The following is a 17286-nucleotide window of genomic DNA, read 5'->3' as shown; positions in this document are numbered from 1 at the left end:
GGTGTCGACCACGGTCAGCCGACCTTGCCGGGGTACAGGGTCTTGGCGATCTCCTCGACCGCGTCGGCGTTGGTGACACCGGCGATGGTGGTCCGCTCGGAGCCGATGCGCAGGAAGCGGCCCTCCTCGGCGGCCTTCAGGCCCTTGGTGGCGGAGTTCGACTCCAGCCACTTCTGCGCCTCGTCGAAGGCCTTCTCGTTCGCGGCGTCGCTGCCCCGGTCGCGCACGCCGAGCTGGATCCAGTCCGGGTTCTTCGCGATCACGTCCTCCCAGCCGACCTGCTTGAAGTCACCGTCGCAGTCGGCGAAGACATTGCGCGCCCCGGCGAGGGTGATGACCGCGTTGGCGACCTGGCGGTTGCAGACGGCCATGGGCTGCTTGGTGCCGGCGTCGTAGTCGAAGAAGAAGTAGGTGGGCCGCTCGTCCTCGGGCGTGCCCCCGACCGCCTTCTGGACGGCGTCGATCTTCTCCTTCATCCCGGCGACGAGTTCCTTCGCCTTCGCGCCGGTCCCCGTGACCGCGCCGAGCGAGGTGATGTCGTCCTCCACGGCGGAGAGATCGGTGACCGGGCTCTTGCTCATGGCGGCGCAGGCCGTCGACTTCAGGAAGGTGTGCTTGATGCCGGCCGCCTCGAACTCCTCCTCGGTCGGGGCGTCCCCCATGCCGCCGCCCATGTTCATCGAGGCGAAGGTGTCGATGTACAGGTCGGCTCCGGAGCCGAGGAGCTTCTCCTTCGGGATGACGGTGTCGCTGAGCACCTTCACCCGCTGTGCCTGCGCGTCGAGTTCGCCGGGCAGGGTGCCCTTGCCGGGCGGGAAGCCGGTGCCGATCACCTTGTCCCCGGCGCCCAGCCGGAGCAGCAGCTCCAGGCTGGAGGCGTTGCTGGTGACGATGTGCTTCGGGGCCGAGGCGAAGGTGGTCTTCGCACCCGTGCAGTCGGTGACGGTGACCGGGTAGTCCGCGGAGTCGCCCTTCCCGGCGGCGGAGCCCGCCCGGTCGCTGTCCCCGCTGCCCTCGCCACCCCCACTGCCGCAACCGGCCGCCAGCAGGCCGCCGAGCACCGCAGCAGTCGTAGCCCGCCACACACGAGAACGCATCGAAACTCCCCGAATTCACTGGACGCACAGGCGGATCTCCGCCGCCCGATCCAGTAGTCGGGGCGAACCCGGTGTCAGTTCCCGGCCGGGGGAACTGACACCGGGGCTCCGGGTCAGGCGGCCACGGCAGCCGGTTCGACCACGGTCACGGTGTCCGCCACGGTCACGGTGTCCGCCTCGGCCTCGCTCAGCAGCTCGACGAGGGTCGCCCGGGCGCGGGCCACGCGCGAGCGGACCGTCCCGATGGGGCAGTCGCTCATCTCGGCCGCCTCGGCGTAGGGCAGGCCCGCCAACTGGGTCAGGACGAACGCCTCGCGGCGCTCGTCGGGCAGCGTGTCCAGCAGGTCGAGCAGGGCAATGCCGTCGTCGAAACCGGGCAGACCGGTCGGCTGGGCGCGCTCCGCGAGCAGCGTCCAGTCGTCGGTGTCGCTCAGGCGTGGCCGGGCGGCGGCGTACCGGTGGCTGTCGATCACCGCGCGGCGCGCGATGGACAGCAGCCACGCGCGCGCCGACGAGCGGCCCTCGAACCGGTGCAGGCTGCCGAGCGCACGCAGGAACGTGTCCTGCGCCAGGTCGTCGGCGGCCTGCGGATCGGCGGACAGATGGGCCACGTACCGCACGACATCGCGGTGCAGCGAGCGGACGAAACGGTCGGTCGCGTCCGGGTCACCGCCCCGGGCGGCCAGCGCCCAGGCGGTCGTCGACTCGTCGCAGGAGGCCGTTTTGGAGGGGGTGTCCGCCTTCGTGTGTCTCACGCGGGTCACACGTGAGGAGGGCAGGGCAGGAGTGATCACCTGAGTCCTTCTCGGTAGACCGGACTTCGGCACGGCGGCGGCGGGCACGACGGTGGCGCCGTCGGATACCAGGGCGCGCGCAGACCTACGGCGCGCCGTACCGGGGGTGTCCGGGGGTGCGGGACACGGCCGTATGACAGGTACGGCCGTCGGCCCGAGGCACGGTCGGCGTCGACTGCGCGACACCGGTACGGCGGTCGCCGCGCAGGCAGCCGTGTCCGTACGGCCTCGGGGAACCGGCTGTCTCAGACGACAGCGGTCCCCGCCGGGGGCCCCCGAGAGGTGATCGTGTGAACGAGCGGCAGCAGCCGCGGCGCCCGGTCGGAACGAGCGCGATGCGGACGCAGACGCGGGCGGTGCGGCGGCGCGGGCAGGACGAGCGACAGCCTCAGCGGGGCGGCCAGCCATCCGGCGACGGCCCGCAGGATCCGGAACGCGGCACGCTCACCGTGGCCCAGCCACAGGCCGCACAGCAGCGCGGCGAGGGTGTGGACGGCGAGCATGCCCAAGGAGGACGTGCTCGCCATGTCGTGGCCCATGTCCATGTGGCCTGCGGACATGTTGCCTCCGGACATGTGGGCCGCAGACATGTGGCCCGCGTCCATGGAGCCCATGTGCGCCGAGCCCATGTCGCTGGAGCCCATGTGCGCCGACGCCATGTCACCGGAGCCCATGTCGTGCCCGGTGCCGGTGGCCCCGGGGGCCAGGGACTGCGCGTACTCGAAGGCCGCGTGCAGTCCGCCCTGGGCGGCGACCACGACGGTCACGACCAGCAAGAGCCCGCGCTCGCGGCCGGCCAGGCACCAGCCCGCTCCGCCCGTGAGGAGGACACCGGCCGCCAACGTCCACCAGGGGACCGTCGCGCCCGACATCAGTACGTGGCCGAGGGCAGCGAGCAGCACACAGACGGCCGCGAACACCGCGGCCCGTACCGTGCGCACACCCCACCCAGCAGTCATGACGGCCCTCATCCTCGCATCCTGGGCCCGCTCGTCACGGGTGGGTACGCACAACACCCCCGTCCCGCACTCAAGCCCAGAAGAGTGATACAGGACACACCGTCACGAGGGAACCGGGCGCGCACGCTGACCGACGAGTAAAGGTGAAGGTGTTCGCTGCGCGCGGCCGACCTCACGAGTCGTCAGCCCTCGCCGGGGCGGACCACCACCGCCGGTACCTCGACCCGCCCGCCGTGCTCGAAGTGCAGCGTGAACGGTACGAGGTCACCCGCCCGCCACCCCGGCTTCGCCCGCAGCGTCACGTCCAGCCCGAAAGGGGACATGGCGAGGCCGCCGCCGGCCGGGACGCGGGCCGAGTCGACCGTCTGCGCGTAGGCCATGCTGCCGCTGGTCATACGATGCCTGCTGAGCGTGGCCTCACCGCCGACGGCGGACGACGTCACCTTCAGAAGCCGGTCGTCCGCGCCCCCGGTGTTGGTGATCCGGAAGAAAGCGGCGGTGTCCCGGACGTCGCCGAACGGCAGGAAGACCCGCCCTTCGGTCACCGCGATCCGCGCCGGGCTGCCCGCACTGCCGGAGTTCACCCAGGTGGTCAGCCCGCCCAGGGCGACGCTGCACGCGGCGATCGGGGCGAGTGCGGCGAGCAGGCCGTCGGCGATACGGCGGCGGGTCGGGCGCCAGGCCCGGGGTTCGGTCGGTCGCTCTGCCGTGGATGTGGTCGTGGTCATCGACTTCCCTCCTCGGCACCCAAAGGCCTCCGGGCCCGGGCTCGGCCCTGGCCCTGGTTTTGGCCCTGGCCCGCTACACGCTCACGCCCCCGCGCAGGCTCCGGCTGCCACGCCCGCAGCCGCAGGCTGTTGCCCACCACGAGCAGTGAGCTCACCGACATGGCCACGGCGGCGACCATCGGGTTGAGCAGGCCCACCATGGCGAGCGGCACGGTCACCGCGTTGTAGCCGAAGGCCCACAGGAGGTTGGCGCGGATCGTGCCGAGGGTGCGCCGGGCGAGCCGTACGGCGTCCCCGAGGGCCTCGATGTCGCCGCGCACCAGGGTCACGTCGGCGGCGCCGATCGCCACGTCCGTGCCCGTGCCCATGGCGATGCCGAGGTCGGCTCCGGCGAGTGCGGCCGCGTCGTTGACGCCGTCGCCGACGACCGCGACCCGGCGGCCCTGCCCCCTCAGTTCCCGTACGAGGTCGGCCTTGTCCTCGGGGGTGCAGCGTGCGTGTACCTCCTCGATGCCGAGCGCGGAGGCGACCGCCCTGGCCGGTGCCTCGCGGTCGCCGGTGGCGAGCACCGGGTGCACTCCGAGGCGCCGCAGCCGGTCCACGGCCCGGTAGGCGCCGGGGCGTACGACGTCGCCGATCTCGATGAGCGCCTCCGTCGCCCCGTCGACCCGGACCAGCACCGGCGTGTGCGCGGCGGCCTCCGCCACCGGCAGCACGTCCGCGAGCGCCGTGGGCAACTCCTCGTCCGGCGCGAGGACCTCGACCAGCCGGCCCTCGACCCGGCCGCGCACGCCCCGCCCCGCCTCCGCATGGAAGGCGGACACCTCGGGCAGCGGCCCCGGCAGGGTCCTGCGGGCGTACGCGACGACCGCGCGGCCCAGGGGGTGTTCCGAGCCCTGCTCCACCGCCCCGGCCAGCCGCAGCACGGCCTCCTTGCCGAGCCCGCCGGGCACGGCCGTGACACGGGCTACGCTCATGTGCCCGGAGGTGAGGGTGCCGGTCTTGTCGAGGACGACGGTGTCGATGTGCTGGAGCCCCTCCAGGCCCTGCGGTCCCCGGACCAGGACGCCGAGCTGGGCGCCGCGTCCGGTGGCCGCCATCAGCGCGGTCGGGGTCGCCAGGCCCAGCGCGCAGGGGCAGGCGACGACCAGGACTGCCACGCACGCGGTGATCGCCGCCTGCGGATCCGCCCCGGCCCCGAGCCAGAACCCGAGCACGGTGACGGCCAACGCCAGCACCACGGGCACGAACACCCCGGCCACGGCATCGGCCAGCCGCTGCGCCCGCGCCTTCCCCGCCTGAGCCTCCGTCACCAGCCGTGCGATCCGGGCGAGTTGGGTGTCCGCGCCCACGGCAGTGGCCCGTACGAGCAGCAGCCCGCCCTCGTTGACGGCACCGCCCACGACCGCCGAGCCTGGCCCGACCTCGACCGGTTCGCTCTCCCCGGTGACGAGCGACAGATCCACGGCGGAGTTGCCCTCCACCACCGCCCCGTCGGTGGCGACCCGCTCACCGGGCCGCACGACGAAGACCTGCCCGACCGCCAACTCCTCGATCGGAACGAGGCGTTCGGTGCCGTCGTCCTCGCGCACCGACACCTCCTTGGCGGCCAGCCGCGCGAGTGAGCGCAGCGCCGCACCGGTGCCGTGCCGCGCCCTCGCCTCCAGGAAGCGTCCGGCCAGCACGAACAGCGGGACGCCGACGGCCGCTTCGAGGTACAGGTGCGCGACGCCACCCGAAGCGGAGGTGAGCAGGCTGAAGGGCATCCGCATCCCGGGCGCGCCCGCGCCACCCAGGAACAGGGCGTACGCCGACCAGGCGAAGGACGCCACCACGCCCAGGGAGACCAGCGTGTCCATGGTCGCCGACGAGTGCCGCAGCCCGCGCAGCGCCCGCACATGGAACGGCCAGGCACTCCACACGGCGACCGGCGCGGCCAGCACGAAGCACAGCCACTGCCAGTTGCGGAACTGCCAGGCGGGCACCATCGACAGCACGAGCACCGGCACCGCGAGCAGGGCGGTGACCAGCAGCCGGACACGCTCCTGCCGTACGTCCTCGGACTCCCGCTCGCCCGAGGGCTCCCGCTCGCCCGAAGGCTCCCGTCCCTTCGGAGGTTCGGGCAACGCGGCGGTGTATCCGGCCTGTTCGACCGTCGCCACCAGTTCCTCGGGGCGGACGTCCGGCGGATGGCTCACCCGTGCTCGGCCGGTGGCCAGATTGACGGTCGCGGTCACGCCGTCCAGTTTCGCGAGCTTCTTCTCCACCCGCCGCACGCAGGCCGCGCAGGTCATTCCGCCCACGGTCAGATCCGTGGTGGTCAACGGGAGTAGCGGTTCGATGGCCATCAGTGGCCGCTCCCGTGCCGCATGTCCATGTCCCCGGTGTCCGCGTCGCCGCTCGTTCCCGAGCGGTGCATGCCGGGCGCGACCGGTCCGGCGGCGGATCCGACGGCGTACGACGCCGTGAAGATCAGGGCGAGCAGCAGCAGAAACCCGCAGAGAGCGGGCGGCACAAGTTGGGGTGCTTTCATCGACGGCCTCCTGACGCACGTACCGCTTCAGGAGTCGGGCGCGGAGGGCAGGGAGTTCCCGGCCGCCGTCTCAGCTGGAATTCCCGGCCGCCGCCTCAGGCAGCCCCGCCCCGACGGCTCCTGAACCACCACGCCCCGACACCGAGCACGACGACGGCCGCGCCGATGCCGATCGGCAGGGCCACCGGCATGCCGTCGTCACCGTCGGTGTCGTCCGCCGCTGCCTCCGCCGAGGGGGTCGAGGGTGCGCTGGTCGAGGGCGCCGCCGTAGTCGGCTCCTCGGTGGGAGTGGGGGTGGGGCTGACCGCCTTCGCTCCGGGTGCGGCGGCCTTGAGGTCCAGCTGCGGCGCGGGGTGCCCGTGCCCGTGGCCGTCGCCCTCGCTCTCCTCCTCCAGTTCGATCCAGCGGTCCACCTGGCCGTCGCTGTACGACTGCAGGGTCTTGAAGACGAGCGTCTTGGTGTCGGGCAACTGCCGTACGGTGACGACGTATTCGGCGTTCTCCCCGACCGCGAGCTTCGGCCCGGACACCGTGTAACCGCGATCCGTGGGGACGAGCTTCCAGCCCTTGGGGCCTTCCTTGTAGGTGATGTCGGCCGGGGTGATGCCCTCGGGCAGGATCACCTCCAGCTTGCTGATCCCGGCGGAGCCGGACTCCGACTCGGCGGTGAAGGTCAGCGCGACGTTCTGGTCGAGTGCCCGGGCGCCCTCCGCCTCGACCTCGGCGTGCGCCGCCGCGGGCTCCGCGAAGGCTACGGCGGCAGCGAACGCGACCGCGGTGAGGGCGCCGGTGCGGCGCAGCGTGCGGGGAAGGGTGGGGCGGGGCACGTGTGACTCCCTCGTACCGGTGATGTGGTCGCTGCATTCAAGCGCAGGGGAGTCCGCAATGCGAGGGGCTCTGGTTGATGCGCAGGGGCGATGGTCGATGCGCAGGGGCGATGGTCGACGCGCAGGGCTCTCGTCAGGGCGCAGCGCCTTCGGCAACGCGAAGGCGCCTGTCGTCACCGCGAGGGCTCCTCCGCTTCGCGCGGGTAGCGAAGGCAGGAGGCGACGACCACGAACGGCCAGAAGGACTGGATGGCCGTCACCAGGCGCTCGGCGGCCCCGTCGGCACCGTCGTAGTACATCTCGATCATGAACCAGGCCGCGCTCACGACCATCAGAGCGGTCGCGGTGAAGGAGGGCACGGGCCTCAGTCCCCAGGGTGCAGCGCCACTGCGGCCGACGGCCAGAACCGGCCACACCGCCAGCAGCGTGAAGCCGACCGCGACCGCCGAACCATGGCGCAGCGAACCTCCGCTGCTCGGCGGCGGGACCAGGGCCACCACGAACGTGGCCGCACCTCCCGCGCCCAGCGCCACCCGACCGGGCAGCGCGGCCGGGCGCAGACCCAGGGCGGTGATCATGTGGCAGACACCCAGGGCGGCCAGCGCCACGGTCATCACCCAGAATCCAGCGGCACCGGAGGCCGCCAGCGCGCTGATCGGCTGCGTGGCGGGGTCGTAGGCAGGCCCTTCGAACAGCGCCGCGATCGTCCAGCCGGCGATCAGTACGGCAGGCGCACATCCCGACGACAGCAAGGCCCATCTGGGGACAGATTGCATCAAGACACCGTAAAACGTCCCGTTGGTCGATCCCGTCACGCACACGCCGCGCGGTCAGGCCACCGTGAGCACGAGCGCCCCGGTGTAGGTGGTGCCGGGCGTGAGCGGGGTCTCGGTGCCGTCGACGGTCAGGGTCACGCGCTTGCCGCGCGGGGCCTCGACGGACGCGTCGGCGGCGAGGGCGAGCCGGGTCAGGCAGGAGGTGCCGGTGACCGTCCAGGTGGAGCCGCTGTTCAGCCGCACGATCGCGCCGTTGTTGACGGCGGCCCGCGCGGTGTTGGTCACGATGCCGGGTTCGTGGAAGTTCGAGGCGTCGATCGTGGACACACGGTGCCGGGCCTTCGACGCCGAGATCACGCCCTCGACCGTGGCGTCCTCGAAGGTGAGGACCATGTTCCGACCGGTGCGCATGCCGTTGCAGAAGTCGCCTTTGAGCCGGATGGCGATGAAGGTGGCGGCTCCGTCGGTGGCGTGGGCGGCGGTGACGTCGAAGGTGGAGTCCTTCGCGGGGTCGTCGGCACCCGGACGGTCGCGTCGCCGATGGCGTAGGTGCCGTAGCCGTACTCCCCCGTGTTGCCCACGTGGCTGTTGATCGCGGTCAGCTGCAGCCCGCTGCCGCCCTCGACCGACAGGGCGCCCCAGGTCTCCGAGAACACCGTCGAGTTGAGCCCGCGAAGTCACAACGGCCGTTCCCCGTAAGGGAGATGACGGGCCGCTGGAGCGTGTACGTACCGTCCTGCACGTACACCCCGTCGAAGCACTCGCCGGTCGAGGTGATGGAGATGTTCCGCGCGAGGGCATCGGTGAGCCTGCCGCCGAGCACCGCGGCCAGGACGGACTTGTCGCGCACCACACCGTCGGCGTCGACGTACAGCGCCTGGCGGAAGGGGAAGGTGAGCGTCTCGTACGTCACGTCGTTGGCCTCGGCGACCGTGAGGACCACGTCGCCGCGGTAGGTGCCGGCCTGGATCAGGGTGGCCGTGCCGCCCGTCTCGGTCAGGAGCTGTACGGTCTCCACGCCGTCGACGGTGAGCGTGAGGCTGTGGCCGTCGGGGGCGGTGATGGTGCCGCCCTTCCGGCTCCCGTACCGCTGATGGAAGGCGATTTTCCCGTCCAGTCGACCCATGTTGGCCCAAGTCCCTTGTCCCGTGCCGCCGAAGTGCGGTGGTGGCAGCGTAGGGAGGGCTTTTGACCGGAACAAGAAATGCGCCGGAGAAGGGGCATCGGGGGTTCGTATGGATGGTATGCGGCGAAGGGGAACGGTCGTGCGGCCGTCGAACGTGTAGGCCCGAATCGCCAGGTCACGCCAGAGTGCGCCACCCCTTCCGGCCCATAGAAATATCCATCAGCATGAAGGGCCCTGAACGGGACGGCAGGGCAGAGAGTGCTGGGGGTTGGACATGCAGGGCACCATGGGGAAACAGGCCGTCGAGTGGCTCGCCGCGGCCGCCGAGGATCCTGGCTCGTGCAAGCGGCAGTGGGACAAGGGCGCGGACGCGGTCCTGCTGGAGGCCGGACAACTGTGGGACGTGCTCTCCGTTCCCGAGCACCTCGGCCTGGGCGCCCTGGATCTCCTCAGACGTGCCCGACGGCGGGCCTCGGGCCCCGTCCTGGTGAACTGCGGGGCACGCAGGGTCGGCTTCTTCCTGCCGCCCGATCCGGTCACCAAGTGGGTCGGGCCCGGCGTACGCCATGTCGGCAGGGGATCCTGGGTCGCCGTGCCGCCGCCCGCCCGGTCCGCCGGCCGGCGCCTGGAGTGGCTGCTGCCGCCCGACGGCACCGGCACCCTGTACGACCCCGGCCTCGTGGAGCGGGCGCTGCGCGAGGCCGTCGGCACCGCGGCCGTTCCGAGGCGCCTCAGTCGGGCGTGGGCGGGGCGGAGACGCTGACGCGCCCGCCGCTGCCGCGCCACTCCCACAGCTCCATCGGCCCGGGAAGCCCTCGGGGGACGACGACGGCCGGCACGCGCTCCGTCGCCTCGGCCTGCTCGTCGCCTCCCGGTGCGGCCTCGAGCGCCCCGACCGGGCCCGTCCACCGGCCGATCGCCCAGGTGGTGACGGCCCGGCCCGGCCCGTCGGCCACGGTGACCGAATCCCACCATGTGTCGCGGCGCCGTGGCACGGCACGGCCGTTGGCCTGCCACTCGGCGACCAGCGCCGCGTAGATCGACGGCTGGGTCCGGACACCGGTGACCGGTACGACGTACGTCACGGGTGCGGCATCGCCTCCGAAGACTCGCCGCGCCGACTCAATGCTGTCCATGCCCGGGGAAACGCCGCGGTGTGCGCCGGTGGTACGCCGATGGCCCCCGCGACCACCCAGTCGGGTGAGACGGTCCCCCGGATGGAGCCGTGGTCCGTTCGACCCGCCCGCCATGTTCTGTTCGAACCGCCCTATGCCCACGATCGAGACAGGAGCCGCTTCCATGGACGGACGACAGGACGTTCCCGCCTTCTCCGGCATCCGCGACGAGGCAGACGCCGACGCCACCGACGACTGCCCGTGGTGCGACGCCCTGCGCGAGGCCGGCCCGCCGTCTGCCGACCAGCCGTCCCCTCCTGCGCGACGACGCTATGACCCGTATATCTCCCGCGCCCGGTACGACGACTGGTGAGGCCGGGACTGCTCACAGCTGTGCGTCGAGGGCCTGCTCCGTGCGCTCGTGCAACTGGGCGGCGAGTACGGCGACGTCGTCCTCGGCATGCCGGGCGTCGAGGCGGGCCAGCACCGTGTCGATGACGTCCTCGACCCCGGCGGTGGCCTCGAATCCGACGCCTGCCAGGCGGTCCAGGGAGTGGTCGATGTCCTCGCCGCGGTGCTCGACGAGCCCGTCGGTGAACAGCACCAGCGTCTGCGTCGGGTCCAGCCGATAGGTGGCCGGCTCATAGCCGCCCAGGCCCGTGCCCAGGGGTGGGCCGACCGGCACCGGCAGCAGTGAGGTGCGGCCCTCGGCGTCGATCACGGCCGGGGGCAGATGGCCGGCGCTGGCGAAGGTCACCTGGCCGCGATTGGGGTCGACCCGGGCGAGCAGACAGGTGGCCGGCCGGCGGTCGGGCTCCGCGGAGGCGCTGTCGTCCAGCTGGCGCAGCACACGGTGCGGCGGAAGGTCGGCGGAGGCGATGTAGCGCAGCGCGGAGCGGTACGCCGTCATGTCCACGGCGGCCTCCAGGCCGTGCCCCATGACGTCGCCCACGACGAGCAACGTCCGGCCGAAGTGCAGCCGGACGGTCTCGCACCAGTCCCCGCCGACCAGTGTGCTCTGCCCGACGGGCAGGTAGCGGATGGCGACGTCCAGGTTCGGGTGCGGACGGCCGGGTTCGGCGAGCAGGGCCCGCTGGAGCTTGCCGACGATGCCCCTGACCCGCTCGTGCTCCTGGGCGTGCCGGATGTGGGAGGCAGCGCGCTCGGCGAGGAGGGCGAGCAGGCCGGTCTCCGCCGGGGTGAAGGGCGCTCCGTCGCGGGCGCAGACCAGCCCGCCGTACGGGGAGTGCCCGCCGGTGGCCAGGGGAACGCACAGCGCCGGCCGGGCAGCGCCGGACGCGTGGGAGTGCATGGCGTCCGCCTGGGAGGGAGCGGGGTCCGCCTGGGAGGGGGCGGCGTCCGCGCCCTCCCTCGGGGCGTTCGTTCCGCGTGTCGCGGCCATGGCCCACTGGACGTCGGGCAGCAGCTCCGGGTCGCCGTCGACGGCCTCGTACTCCGCCCCGGTCTCTCTCCCGACCCGCAGCACCGCCGCGGCGCCGCCCACCTGCCGGACGGCCTCCCGGGTGAGCTCCGCACAGGTGGCGTTCTCGTCCAGCGTGGTGCCGATCCGGGCCAGCGCCGTGCGCAGCGCGGTCAGCCGGGACGACACTGCGAGGTCCGCCTCGGGAACGCCGGCGGGCGCGACGGGAGCCACCGTCGCCGACTTTCGAAACGACTGAAACCAGCGCACCACAACAAACACCCTAGAACGGCGACAAACAGATGGATGGCCCGGCGTACTCCGCCGACCTGGGGGCGCACGGCCTGCTCTCTGCCTGTTTGGCGCGCGGGCGCTCGCCCCATACGGGGAATTGAGCAGCCGACGTATGGCCGCGGCACCGGGCACCCGGTGCACTGAGGGCCCACCGGTCATCGGACCGAGGCTCCACCGGTCATCAGGAGGCTTTTCTTGGCGCTCATGGAGTGGACGAAGTCAATGGAGTGGCTGGCCGCCGCGTCGGAGGACCCCGGCGCCTGCAAGGAGGAGTGGCAGAACGGCATCACCGGGGTCGCGCTGCTCGCGGCCGGACGGTTCTGGGACGTGCTGATCGTGCCGGAACAACTGGGCCTGCGCGTCGCCGATCTCCTGGAGGAACTGCCGCTGCTCGAACCGGGGCCCTGTCTGCTGGACACCCGACGCCGCCACGTGGGGTTCTTACTGCCCCCGGAGCCGCAGACCGTGTGGATCGGCACCGGTGTACGGCTGCTCGGCGCGGGGACCTGGATCACCGCCCCCGCCCCGCACTGCCGCTGGGGCACGCTGCGCTGGCTCGTCCCGCCGGACGGCAGCGGCAACCTGACGATGCCCGAGGTCCTGGAAGTGGCCCTGCAGCGCTGCGCGGACGAACTGTCCCGCCTCCAGGGCCGTCCCGCACCCTCCGGGCACAGCCGGACGGCATCGGAGGACGGGCAGGTCAGCGGCCCGCAGCGGGTGCGCCAGTGCGCGGTGCGGGGATATCCGCAGCCCTGATCGGCTCCGGCTCCCGTAGATACGATCGGCCCCGGCCCCCTTCGGCTTCGCTCAGCCCAGGAAGCTCAACCGCACCTGCCGGTTCGGGTTGTCCCGGTTGGTGTCGACGAGGCACACCGACTGCCACGTCCCGAGTTCCAGGCGCCCGCCCAGCACCGGGAGCGTCGCGTGCGGCGGGACGAAGGCCGGGAGGACGTGGTCGCGGCCGTGGCCGGGGCTGCCGTGCCGGTGCTGCCAGCGGTCGTCGGCGGGGAGGAGGGTGTGGAGGGCGGCCAGGAGGTCGTCGTCGCTGCCGGCGCCCGTTTCGATGATCGCGACACCGGCCGTGGCGTGCGGCACGAAGACGTTCAGCAGGCCGTCACGGCCTGCCGCCGCCTCCCGCAGGAAGGCCTCGCAGTCGCGGGTGAGGTCCACGACCCGCTCCGAGGAGCCGGAGGCGACGTTCAGAACTCGGGTGGTGAAGGCGTCTGACATGCCCTCCATCCTCGCCCATCCACCGGAGTTCGCCGCCGAGGATGCGACCGGGCGACGGTCGAGCCGTGATACGCAAGGTCCACTTCGCGAGACACCGTTGACCGTCGCCACGCCATCTGGCTACTTTCAGCGGCATGTTGCGTTCAGCCCTGCTCACCACGCGCGGTCACATCGACCTGCTGCGGGTGGCCTCCGCCGCGTGTCGCCGCGGCTGCTGACGCCTGTTTCCTCCCCCAGCTTCCCTCTCCGCCGCCATACGGCACCGCTCTACCCGCACGCCTGACGTCACCGTGAGACGTGGCGGCGCCGAAGCGCATGCCCCCATCGGCCGCTCTCCCCCGTGGAGCACCCATGAGTATCAGCCACGCCCCGCCCGGCTCTCCAGAGCAGGATATTTCTGATATATCCGACGATGACGTCGCCGAGGTCACCACCGCCAAGACAATCGGCAAGACCACCGACACCACCCCCTCCCCACCCGACCTCGAACCCCTCGTCCCCACCTCCTCCCGCCGCACCCGCGTCCCCCGCTGGCTGCGCCGCACCTCCGGCCCCGTCCTGCTCCTCATCCTGTGGCAACTGCTCAGCAGCACAGGCGTGTTGACCGCCGACGTCCTCGCCTCACCCGGCCGCATCGCGCAGGTCGCGGGCGATCTGATCGCGGACGGGTCGCTGTCCTCGGCCATGGGGACGTCCCTCACACGGGTCGCCGCGGGCCTCGCGCTCGGCACCCTCGTCGGGACCGGACTCGCCCTTGTCTCGGGCCTGTTCCGGATCGGCGAGGACCTGGTGGACGCACCCGTGCAGATGCTGCGGACCGTTCCCTTCGTCGGGCTCATCCCGCTGTTCATCATCTGGTTCGGCATCGGCGAGGCGCCCAAGGTCGCCATCATCACGCTCGGCGTGACGTTCCCGCTTTACCTCAATGTGTACGCCGGTATCCGCGGCGTGGACTCCCAGTTGATCGAGGCCGGTGAGTCGCTCGGGCTGTCCAGGTGGGGCCTGGTGCGGCACGTCGTGCTGCCCGGCGCACTGCCGGGTGCCCTGACCGGCCTGCGCTACTCGCTCGGCATCGCCTGGCTGGCCCTCGTCTTCGCCGAGCAGGTCAACGCCGACTCCGGCATCGGGTTCCTCATGGTGCAGGCGCGGGACTTCCTGCGGACCGACGTGATCGTGGTCTGCCTGATCGTCTACGCCTTCCTCGGCCTGCTCGCCGATTTCATCGTCCGCTCCCTCGAAAGGCTGCTGCTGCAATGGCGACCGACGTTCACCGGCCGGTGAGCCCCCAGGCCACTCAAGCGGGCCAGGCCACCCAGGCAGGGCAAGCCACCCAGGCGGGGCAGGCCGCACCGACCGCGCAGGCCGTGCATGTGGCGGGGCTGACCCGCTCCTTCGACGGGCGTGCCGTCATCGACCGGCTCCATCTCGACGTCCAGCCGGGCGAGTTCGTCGCCCTCCTCGGCCGCAGCGGCTGCGGCAAGTCCACCTTGCTGAGGATCCTCGCCGGCCTCGACCGCGACATCGAGGGCACCGTCCTGGTGCCGCGCCGCAAGGCCGTCGCCTTCCAGGCGCCGCGGCTCATGCCGTGGAAGAGGGTGTGGCGCAACGTGCTGCTGGGCCTGCCGGGCAAGCCCGCGCGTGCCGTCGCCGAGCAGGCGCTCAAGGAGGTCGGCCTGGACCACCGTACGGACGCCTGGCCCAAGACCCTCTCCGGCGGCGAGGCCCAACGGGCCTCCCTGGCACGGGCGTTGGTCCGCGAGCCCGATCTGCTGCTGCTCGACGAGCCGTTCGGCGCGCTCGACGCGCTCACCCGTATCAAGGCCCAGCGCCTGGTGGGCGAGTTGTGGCAGCGGCGCGGCTGCGCGGTCCTGCTGGTCACGCACGACGTCGAGGAGGCCGTCCTCCTCGCCGACCGCGTCCTCGTGATGGACGACGGGGTCATCGCGCACGAGCAGCGCATCGACCTCAACCGCCCCCGCGACATCACCGACCCCCACTTCGCCGAACTGCGCGCCGGCCTCCTGGAGCGTCTCGGCGTCGACACCGCCGCCGAAGCAGCCTGATCACCCGCCCACCCCCTCCCTCCATCCCCCTCCCTCCACCCTCCTCCCTCAGTTCCACAGAACGGATCCGTCATGCGACGTCGCCTCGTCCCCGCCGCGCTGCTTCTCCCCCTGGCCCTGCTCGTGTCCGCCTGCGGAGGTAGCTCGTCGGCCTCGACCGGCGGCGACACCGACGGCTCGGGCTCCCTCACCCTCAACGTCGGTGACCAGAAGGGTGGTTCGGAGGCCATCCTGCGCGCCGCCGGGGAGCTCAAGAACCTCGACTACAAGATCAAGTGGTCGACCTTCACATCCGGCCCGCCGCTGCTGGAGGCCGTCAACGCCAAGGCCGTCGACATCGGCGGTGTCGGCAACACACCGCCGGTCTTCGCGGCCGGTGCGGGCTCGAAGATCACGGCGGTGGCCGCGTTCAAGGGCACCTCCAAGGGCGACGCGATCCTCGTACCGAACGACTCGAAACTGACGAAGCCCGAGCAGCTCAAGGGCAGGTCGATCGCGGTGGCGCAGGGTTCCTCCGCCAACTACCAGCTGGTCGCGTCCCTCAAGGCGGTCGGGCTGAGCCTCGGCGACGTCGACGTCAAGTACCTCCAGCCGGCCGACGCGCTGGCCGCGTTCACCGCCGGCAAGGTCGACGCGTGGGCGGTGTGGGATCCGTACACCTCGCAGGTGCTCCAGTCCAAGCAGGGCCGGATCCTGACGACCGGCGACGGGATCACCAACGGCCTCACCTTCCAGGTGGCGGCGCCCTCCGCGCTGCAGGACAAGAAGAAGGCCGCCGCCATCAAGGACTACCTGGAGCGGCTGCGGCGCGCCACGGCGTGGGTGTACGACCACCAGGAGGAGTGGGCCAAGGTCTGGGCGAAGGACACCGGGCTGCCCTACGAGGTCGCGCTGGCCTCGGTGAAGCGCACCAACGCCACCCGGATCTCGGTCGCGGTGGACAAGCCGGTCATCGCCTCCGAGCAGGAGATCGCCGACACCTTCACCGAGCTGAAGCTCATCCCGAAGAAGGTGGACTTCGGGGACTTCGTGGACACGCGGTACAACGGCGATCTGCCGCCGTCGACCACGGAGGCCCGCGCCTCGCAGGGTTCGTAACGGGACCGACGGCGAGCCGACCGCGCTGCCGCCGGACCCGACCGAGGGCCTCGGGGGAAGATCCGCGCCCCCGAGGCGGTTAGTAGAAGCGTGAACAACACAGGGGCGGTCGAGGCAGTCGACGTGGTCGTCATAGGCGCTGGTCAGGCGGGTCTGTCCAGCGCCTACCACCTGCGGCGCACCGGTTTCGAGCCGGGCCGCGACTTCGTCGTCCTCGACCACTCCCCCGCTCCGGGCGGCGCCTGGCAGTTCCGGTGGCCGTCCCTGACGTACGGCAAGGTGCACGGGATGCACGCGCTGCCCGGCATGGAGCTGACCGGCGCCGTTCCCGAGCGGCCGTCGTCCAAGGTCATCGCCGAGTACTTCGACACCTACGAGCGGACCTTCGACCTGCGGGTGCGGCGCCCCGTCGATGTGCGTGCGGTGCGCGAGGGCCCGAAAGGGCGGCTGCTCGTCGAGAGCTCGGCGGGAACCTGGTCGACGCGGGCGCTGATCAACGCGACCGGCACCTGGGACCGGCCGTTCTGGCCGCGCTACCCCGGCCAGGAGACGTTCCGGGGGCGGCAGTTGCACACCGCCCAGTACCCGGGGCCCGAGGAGTTCGCCGGACAGCGGGTGGTGGTCGTGGGCGGTGGCGCCTCCGGTACCCAGCATCTGCTGGAGATCGCCCCGTACGCGGCGGCCACGACGTGGGTCACCCGGCGTCCGCCGGTGTTCCGCGAGGGTCCCTTCACCGAGGACGTGGGCCGCTCGGCGGTGGCGCTCGTGGAGGAGCGGGTCCGGCGGGGGCTGCCGCCGAAGAGCGTGGTCTCGGTCACGGGGCTGCCTCTGAACGACGCCATCCGGCAAGGGCTCGCGGACGGGATCCTGGACCGGCAGCCCATGTTCGACCGGATCACTCCGGACGGGGTGGAGTGGCAGGACGGGCGGCACATTCCCGCCGACGTCATCCTGTGGGCGACCGGTTTCCGGCCCGCCGTCGATCACTTGACCCCGCTGCGCCTGCGCGAGCCGGGCGGCGGGATCCGCCTGGAGGGGACGCGCGCGGTCGCCGATCCCCGCGTGCACCTCGTCGGCTACGGCCCGTCCGCCAGCACGATCGGCGCCAATCGGGCCGGTCGCGCGGCCGTACGGGACATCAGGCGGTTGCTGTCCGAGGAGACGGTCGCCGCGTGACGTACTGGTCGCCGGCCGGCCGACTGGCGACCTTGCCCCCGGAGCACTGC

The 17286-nt window shown here is 72.1% G+C and carries 21 protein-coding genes; 8 read left to right on the top strand and 13 right to left on the bottom strand.

The genetic code is table 11. From position 1 onward, the window contains the following. Positions 1-14: 14 nt before the first annotated feature. The 10 genes from ACIA8X_RS14285 to ACIA8X_RS14240 all read right to left on the bottom strand — a co-directional run bounded on the left by ACIA8X_RS14285 (position 15) and on the right by ACIA8X_RS14240 (position 8840). A complete protein-coding gene (locus ACIA8X_RS14285; protein ID WP_393446003.1) occupies positions 15-1097 on the bottom strand; it encodes an ABC transporter substrate-binding protein in 1083 nt (360 codons plus the stop codon). 113 nt (positions 1098-1210) lie between these two features. Next, positions 1211-1891 carry a sigma-70 family RNA polymerase sigma factor gene (locus ACIA8X_RS14280; protein WP_393446005.1) on the bottom strand — a complete coding sequence of 227 codons (681 nt, stop codon included), beginning with the start codon at positions 1889-1891 and terminating at the stop codon, positions 1211-1213. 245 nt (positions 1892-2136) lie between these two features. Further along, positions 2137-2850 (bottom strand): hypothetical protein, encoded by a 714-nt coding sequence (locus ACIA8X_RS14275; RefSeq protein ID WP_393446007.1) that lies wholly within the window; start codon positions 2848-2850, stop codon positions 2137-2139. A 182-nt stretch (positions 2851-3032) separates the two neighbouring features. Continuing rightward, on the bottom strand, positions 3033-3578 hold the full coding sequence (locus ACIA8X_RS14270; protein WP_393446009.1) for a copper chaperone PCu(A)C: 546 nt from the start codon (positions 3576-3578) through the stop codon (positions 3033-3035). After that, entirely contained in the window at positions 3575-5926 is a 2352-nt protein-coding gene (locus tag ACIA8X_RS14265) for a heavy metal translocating P-type ATPase (protein WP_393446011.1), read from the bottom strand. The genes ACIA8X_RS14270 and ACIA8X_RS14265 overlap by 4 nt, the downstream gene beginning before the upstream one ends. Then, positions 5926-6111: a hypothetical protein gene (locus ACIA8X_RS14260; RefSeq protein ID WP_393446013.1), complete on the bottom strand. Its 186-nt coding sequence runs from the start codon at positions 6109-6111 to the stop codon at positions 5926-5928. Before ACIA8X_RS14260 ends, ACIA8X_RS14265 begins: the two co-directional genes overlap by 1 nt. Before the next feature lie 95 nt (positions 6112-6206). Then, positions 6207-6938 carry a DUF1775 domain-containing protein gene (locus tag ACIA8X_RS14255; RefSeq protein ID WP_393446015.1) on the bottom strand — a complete coding sequence of 244 codons (732 nt, stop codon included), beginning with the start codon at positions 6936-6938 and terminating at the stop codon, positions 6207-6209. Between the two features lie 173 nt (positions 6939-7111). Further along, the gene (locus ACIA8X_RS14250) at positions 7112-7714 is read right to left on the bottom strand and encodes a DUF998 domain-containing protein (protein WP_393446017.1); all 603 of its coding nucleotides are present in this window, start codon (positions 7712-7714) and stop codon (positions 7112-7114) included. 54 nt (positions 7715-7768) lie between these two features. Then, positions 7769-8125, bottom strand: coding sequence for a hypothetical protein (locus ACIA8X_RS14245; protein WP_393446019.1), 357 nt, complete (start codon positions 8123-8125; stop codon positions 7769-7771). A 187-nt stretch (positions 8126-8312) separates the two neighbouring features. Further along, positions 8313-8840, bottom strand: a complete 528-nt coding sequence (locus tag ACIA8X_RS14240; protein WP_393446021.1) for a hypothetical protein — start codon at positions 8838-8840, stop codon at positions 8313-8315. A 274-nt stretch (positions 8841-9114) separates the two neighbouring features. On the opposite strand from ACIA8X_RS14240, the gene ACIA8X_RS14235 reads away from it, so the two are divergent. Beyond that, entirely contained in the window at positions 9115-9603 is a 489-nt protein-coding gene (locus tag ACIA8X_RS14235) for a bifunctional DNA primase/polymerase (RefSeq protein WP_393446023.1), read from the top strand. Here the strand turns inward: ACIA8X_RS14235 and ACIA8X_RS14230 are convergent. After that, positions 9572-9976 carry a hypothetical protein gene (locus ACIA8X_RS14230; protein WP_393446025.1) on the bottom strand — a complete coding sequence of 135 codons (405 nt, stop codon included), beginning with the start codon at positions 9974-9976 and terminating at the stop codon, positions 9572-9574. The two genes, ACIA8X_RS14235 and ACIA8X_RS14230, sit on opposite strands and share 32 nt — an antisense overlap. Before the next feature lie 163 nt (positions 9977-10139). Here ACIA8X_RS14230 and ACIA8X_RS14225 point away from each other — a divergent pair, with 163 nt between their 5' ends. Continuing rightward, positions 10140-10328 carry a hypothetical protein gene (locus tag ACIA8X_RS14225; RefSeq protein WP_393446027.1) on the top strand — a complete coding sequence of 63 codons (189 nt, stop codon included), beginning with the start codon at positions 10140-10142 and terminating at the stop codon, positions 10326-10328. Positions 10329-10340: 12 nt separating this feature from the next. Here ACIA8X_RS14225 and ACIA8X_RS14220 read toward each other — a convergent pair whose 3' ends face one another. Then, complete coding sequence (locus ACIA8X_RS14220; RefSeq protein ID WP_393446029.1) at positions 10341-11609, bottom strand: PP2C family protein-serine/threonine phosphatase; 1269 nt, start codon at positions 11607-11609, stop codon at positions 10341-10343. A 264-nt stretch (positions 11610-11873) separates the two neighbouring features. Between ACIA8X_RS14220 and ACIA8X_RS14215 the strand changes: the two genes are divergently transcribed. Beyond that, positions 11874-12425: a hypothetical protein gene (locus ACIA8X_RS14215; protein WP_393446423.1), complete on the top strand. Its 552-nt coding sequence runs from the start codon at positions 11874-11876 to the stop codon at positions 12423-12425. 51 nt (positions 12426-12476) lie between these two features. Here the strand turns inward: ACIA8X_RS14215 and ACIA8X_RS14210 are convergent, their stop codons facing one another. Continuing rightward, positions 12477-12899 (bottom strand): YjbQ family protein, encoded by a 423-nt coding sequence (locus ACIA8X_RS14210; protein WP_393446031.1) that lies wholly within the window; start codon positions 12897-12899, stop codon positions 12477-12479. Positions 12900-13033: 134 nt separating this feature from the next. On the opposite strand from ACIA8X_RS14210, the gene ACIA8X_RS14205 reads away from it, so the two are divergent. The 5 genes from ACIA8X_RS14205 to ACIA8X_RS14185 all read left to right on the top strand — a co-directional run bounded on the left by ACIA8X_RS14205 (position 13034) and on the right by ACIA8X_RS14185 (position 17236). Further along, on the top strand, positions 13034-13117 hold the full coding sequence (locus ACIA8X_RS14205) for a putative leader peptide (RefSeq protein ID WP_349817350.1): 84 nt from the start codon (positions 13034-13036) through the stop codon (positions 13115-13117). A gap of 133 nt (positions 13118-13250) precedes the next feature. Then, the gene (locus ACIA8X_RS14200) at positions 13251-14180 is read left to right on the top strand and encodes an ABC transporter permease (RefSeq protein ID WP_393446033.1); all 930 of its coding nucleotides are present in this window, start codon (positions 13251-13253) and stop codon (positions 14178-14180) included. Continuing rightward, positions 14153-14962 (top strand): ABC transporter ATP-binding protein, encoded by an 810-nt coding sequence (locus tag ACIA8X_RS14195; RefSeq protein ID WP_393446035.1) that lies wholly within the window; start codon positions 14153-14155, stop codon positions 14960-14962. Before ACIA8X_RS14200 ends, ACIA8X_RS14195 begins: the two co-directional genes overlap by 28 nt. A gap of 72 nt (positions 14963-15034) precedes the next feature. Then, a complete protein-coding gene (locus tag ACIA8X_RS14190) occupies positions 15035-16060 on the top strand; it encodes an ABC transporter substrate-binding protein (protein ID WP_393446037.1) in 1026 nt (341 codons plus the stop codon). 90 nt (positions 16061-16150) lie between these two features. After that, positions 16151-17236 (top strand): NAD(P)-binding domain-containing protein, encoded by a 1086-nt coding sequence (locus ACIA8X_RS14185; RefSeq protein ID WP_393446039.1) that lies wholly within the window; start codon positions 16151-16153, stop codon positions 17234-17236. The last annotated feature ends 50 nt before the right edge of the window (positions 17237-17286 follow it).

This window comes from Streptomyces sp. NPDC051738 (assembly GCF_044453205.1).
Lineage (GTDB): Bacteria > Actinomycetota > Actinomycetes > Streptomycetales > Streptomycetaceae > Streptomyces.
The sequence above is the reverse complement of the archived record's forward strand: the minus strand, read 5'-3'. Positions and strand labels throughout refer to the sequence as shown.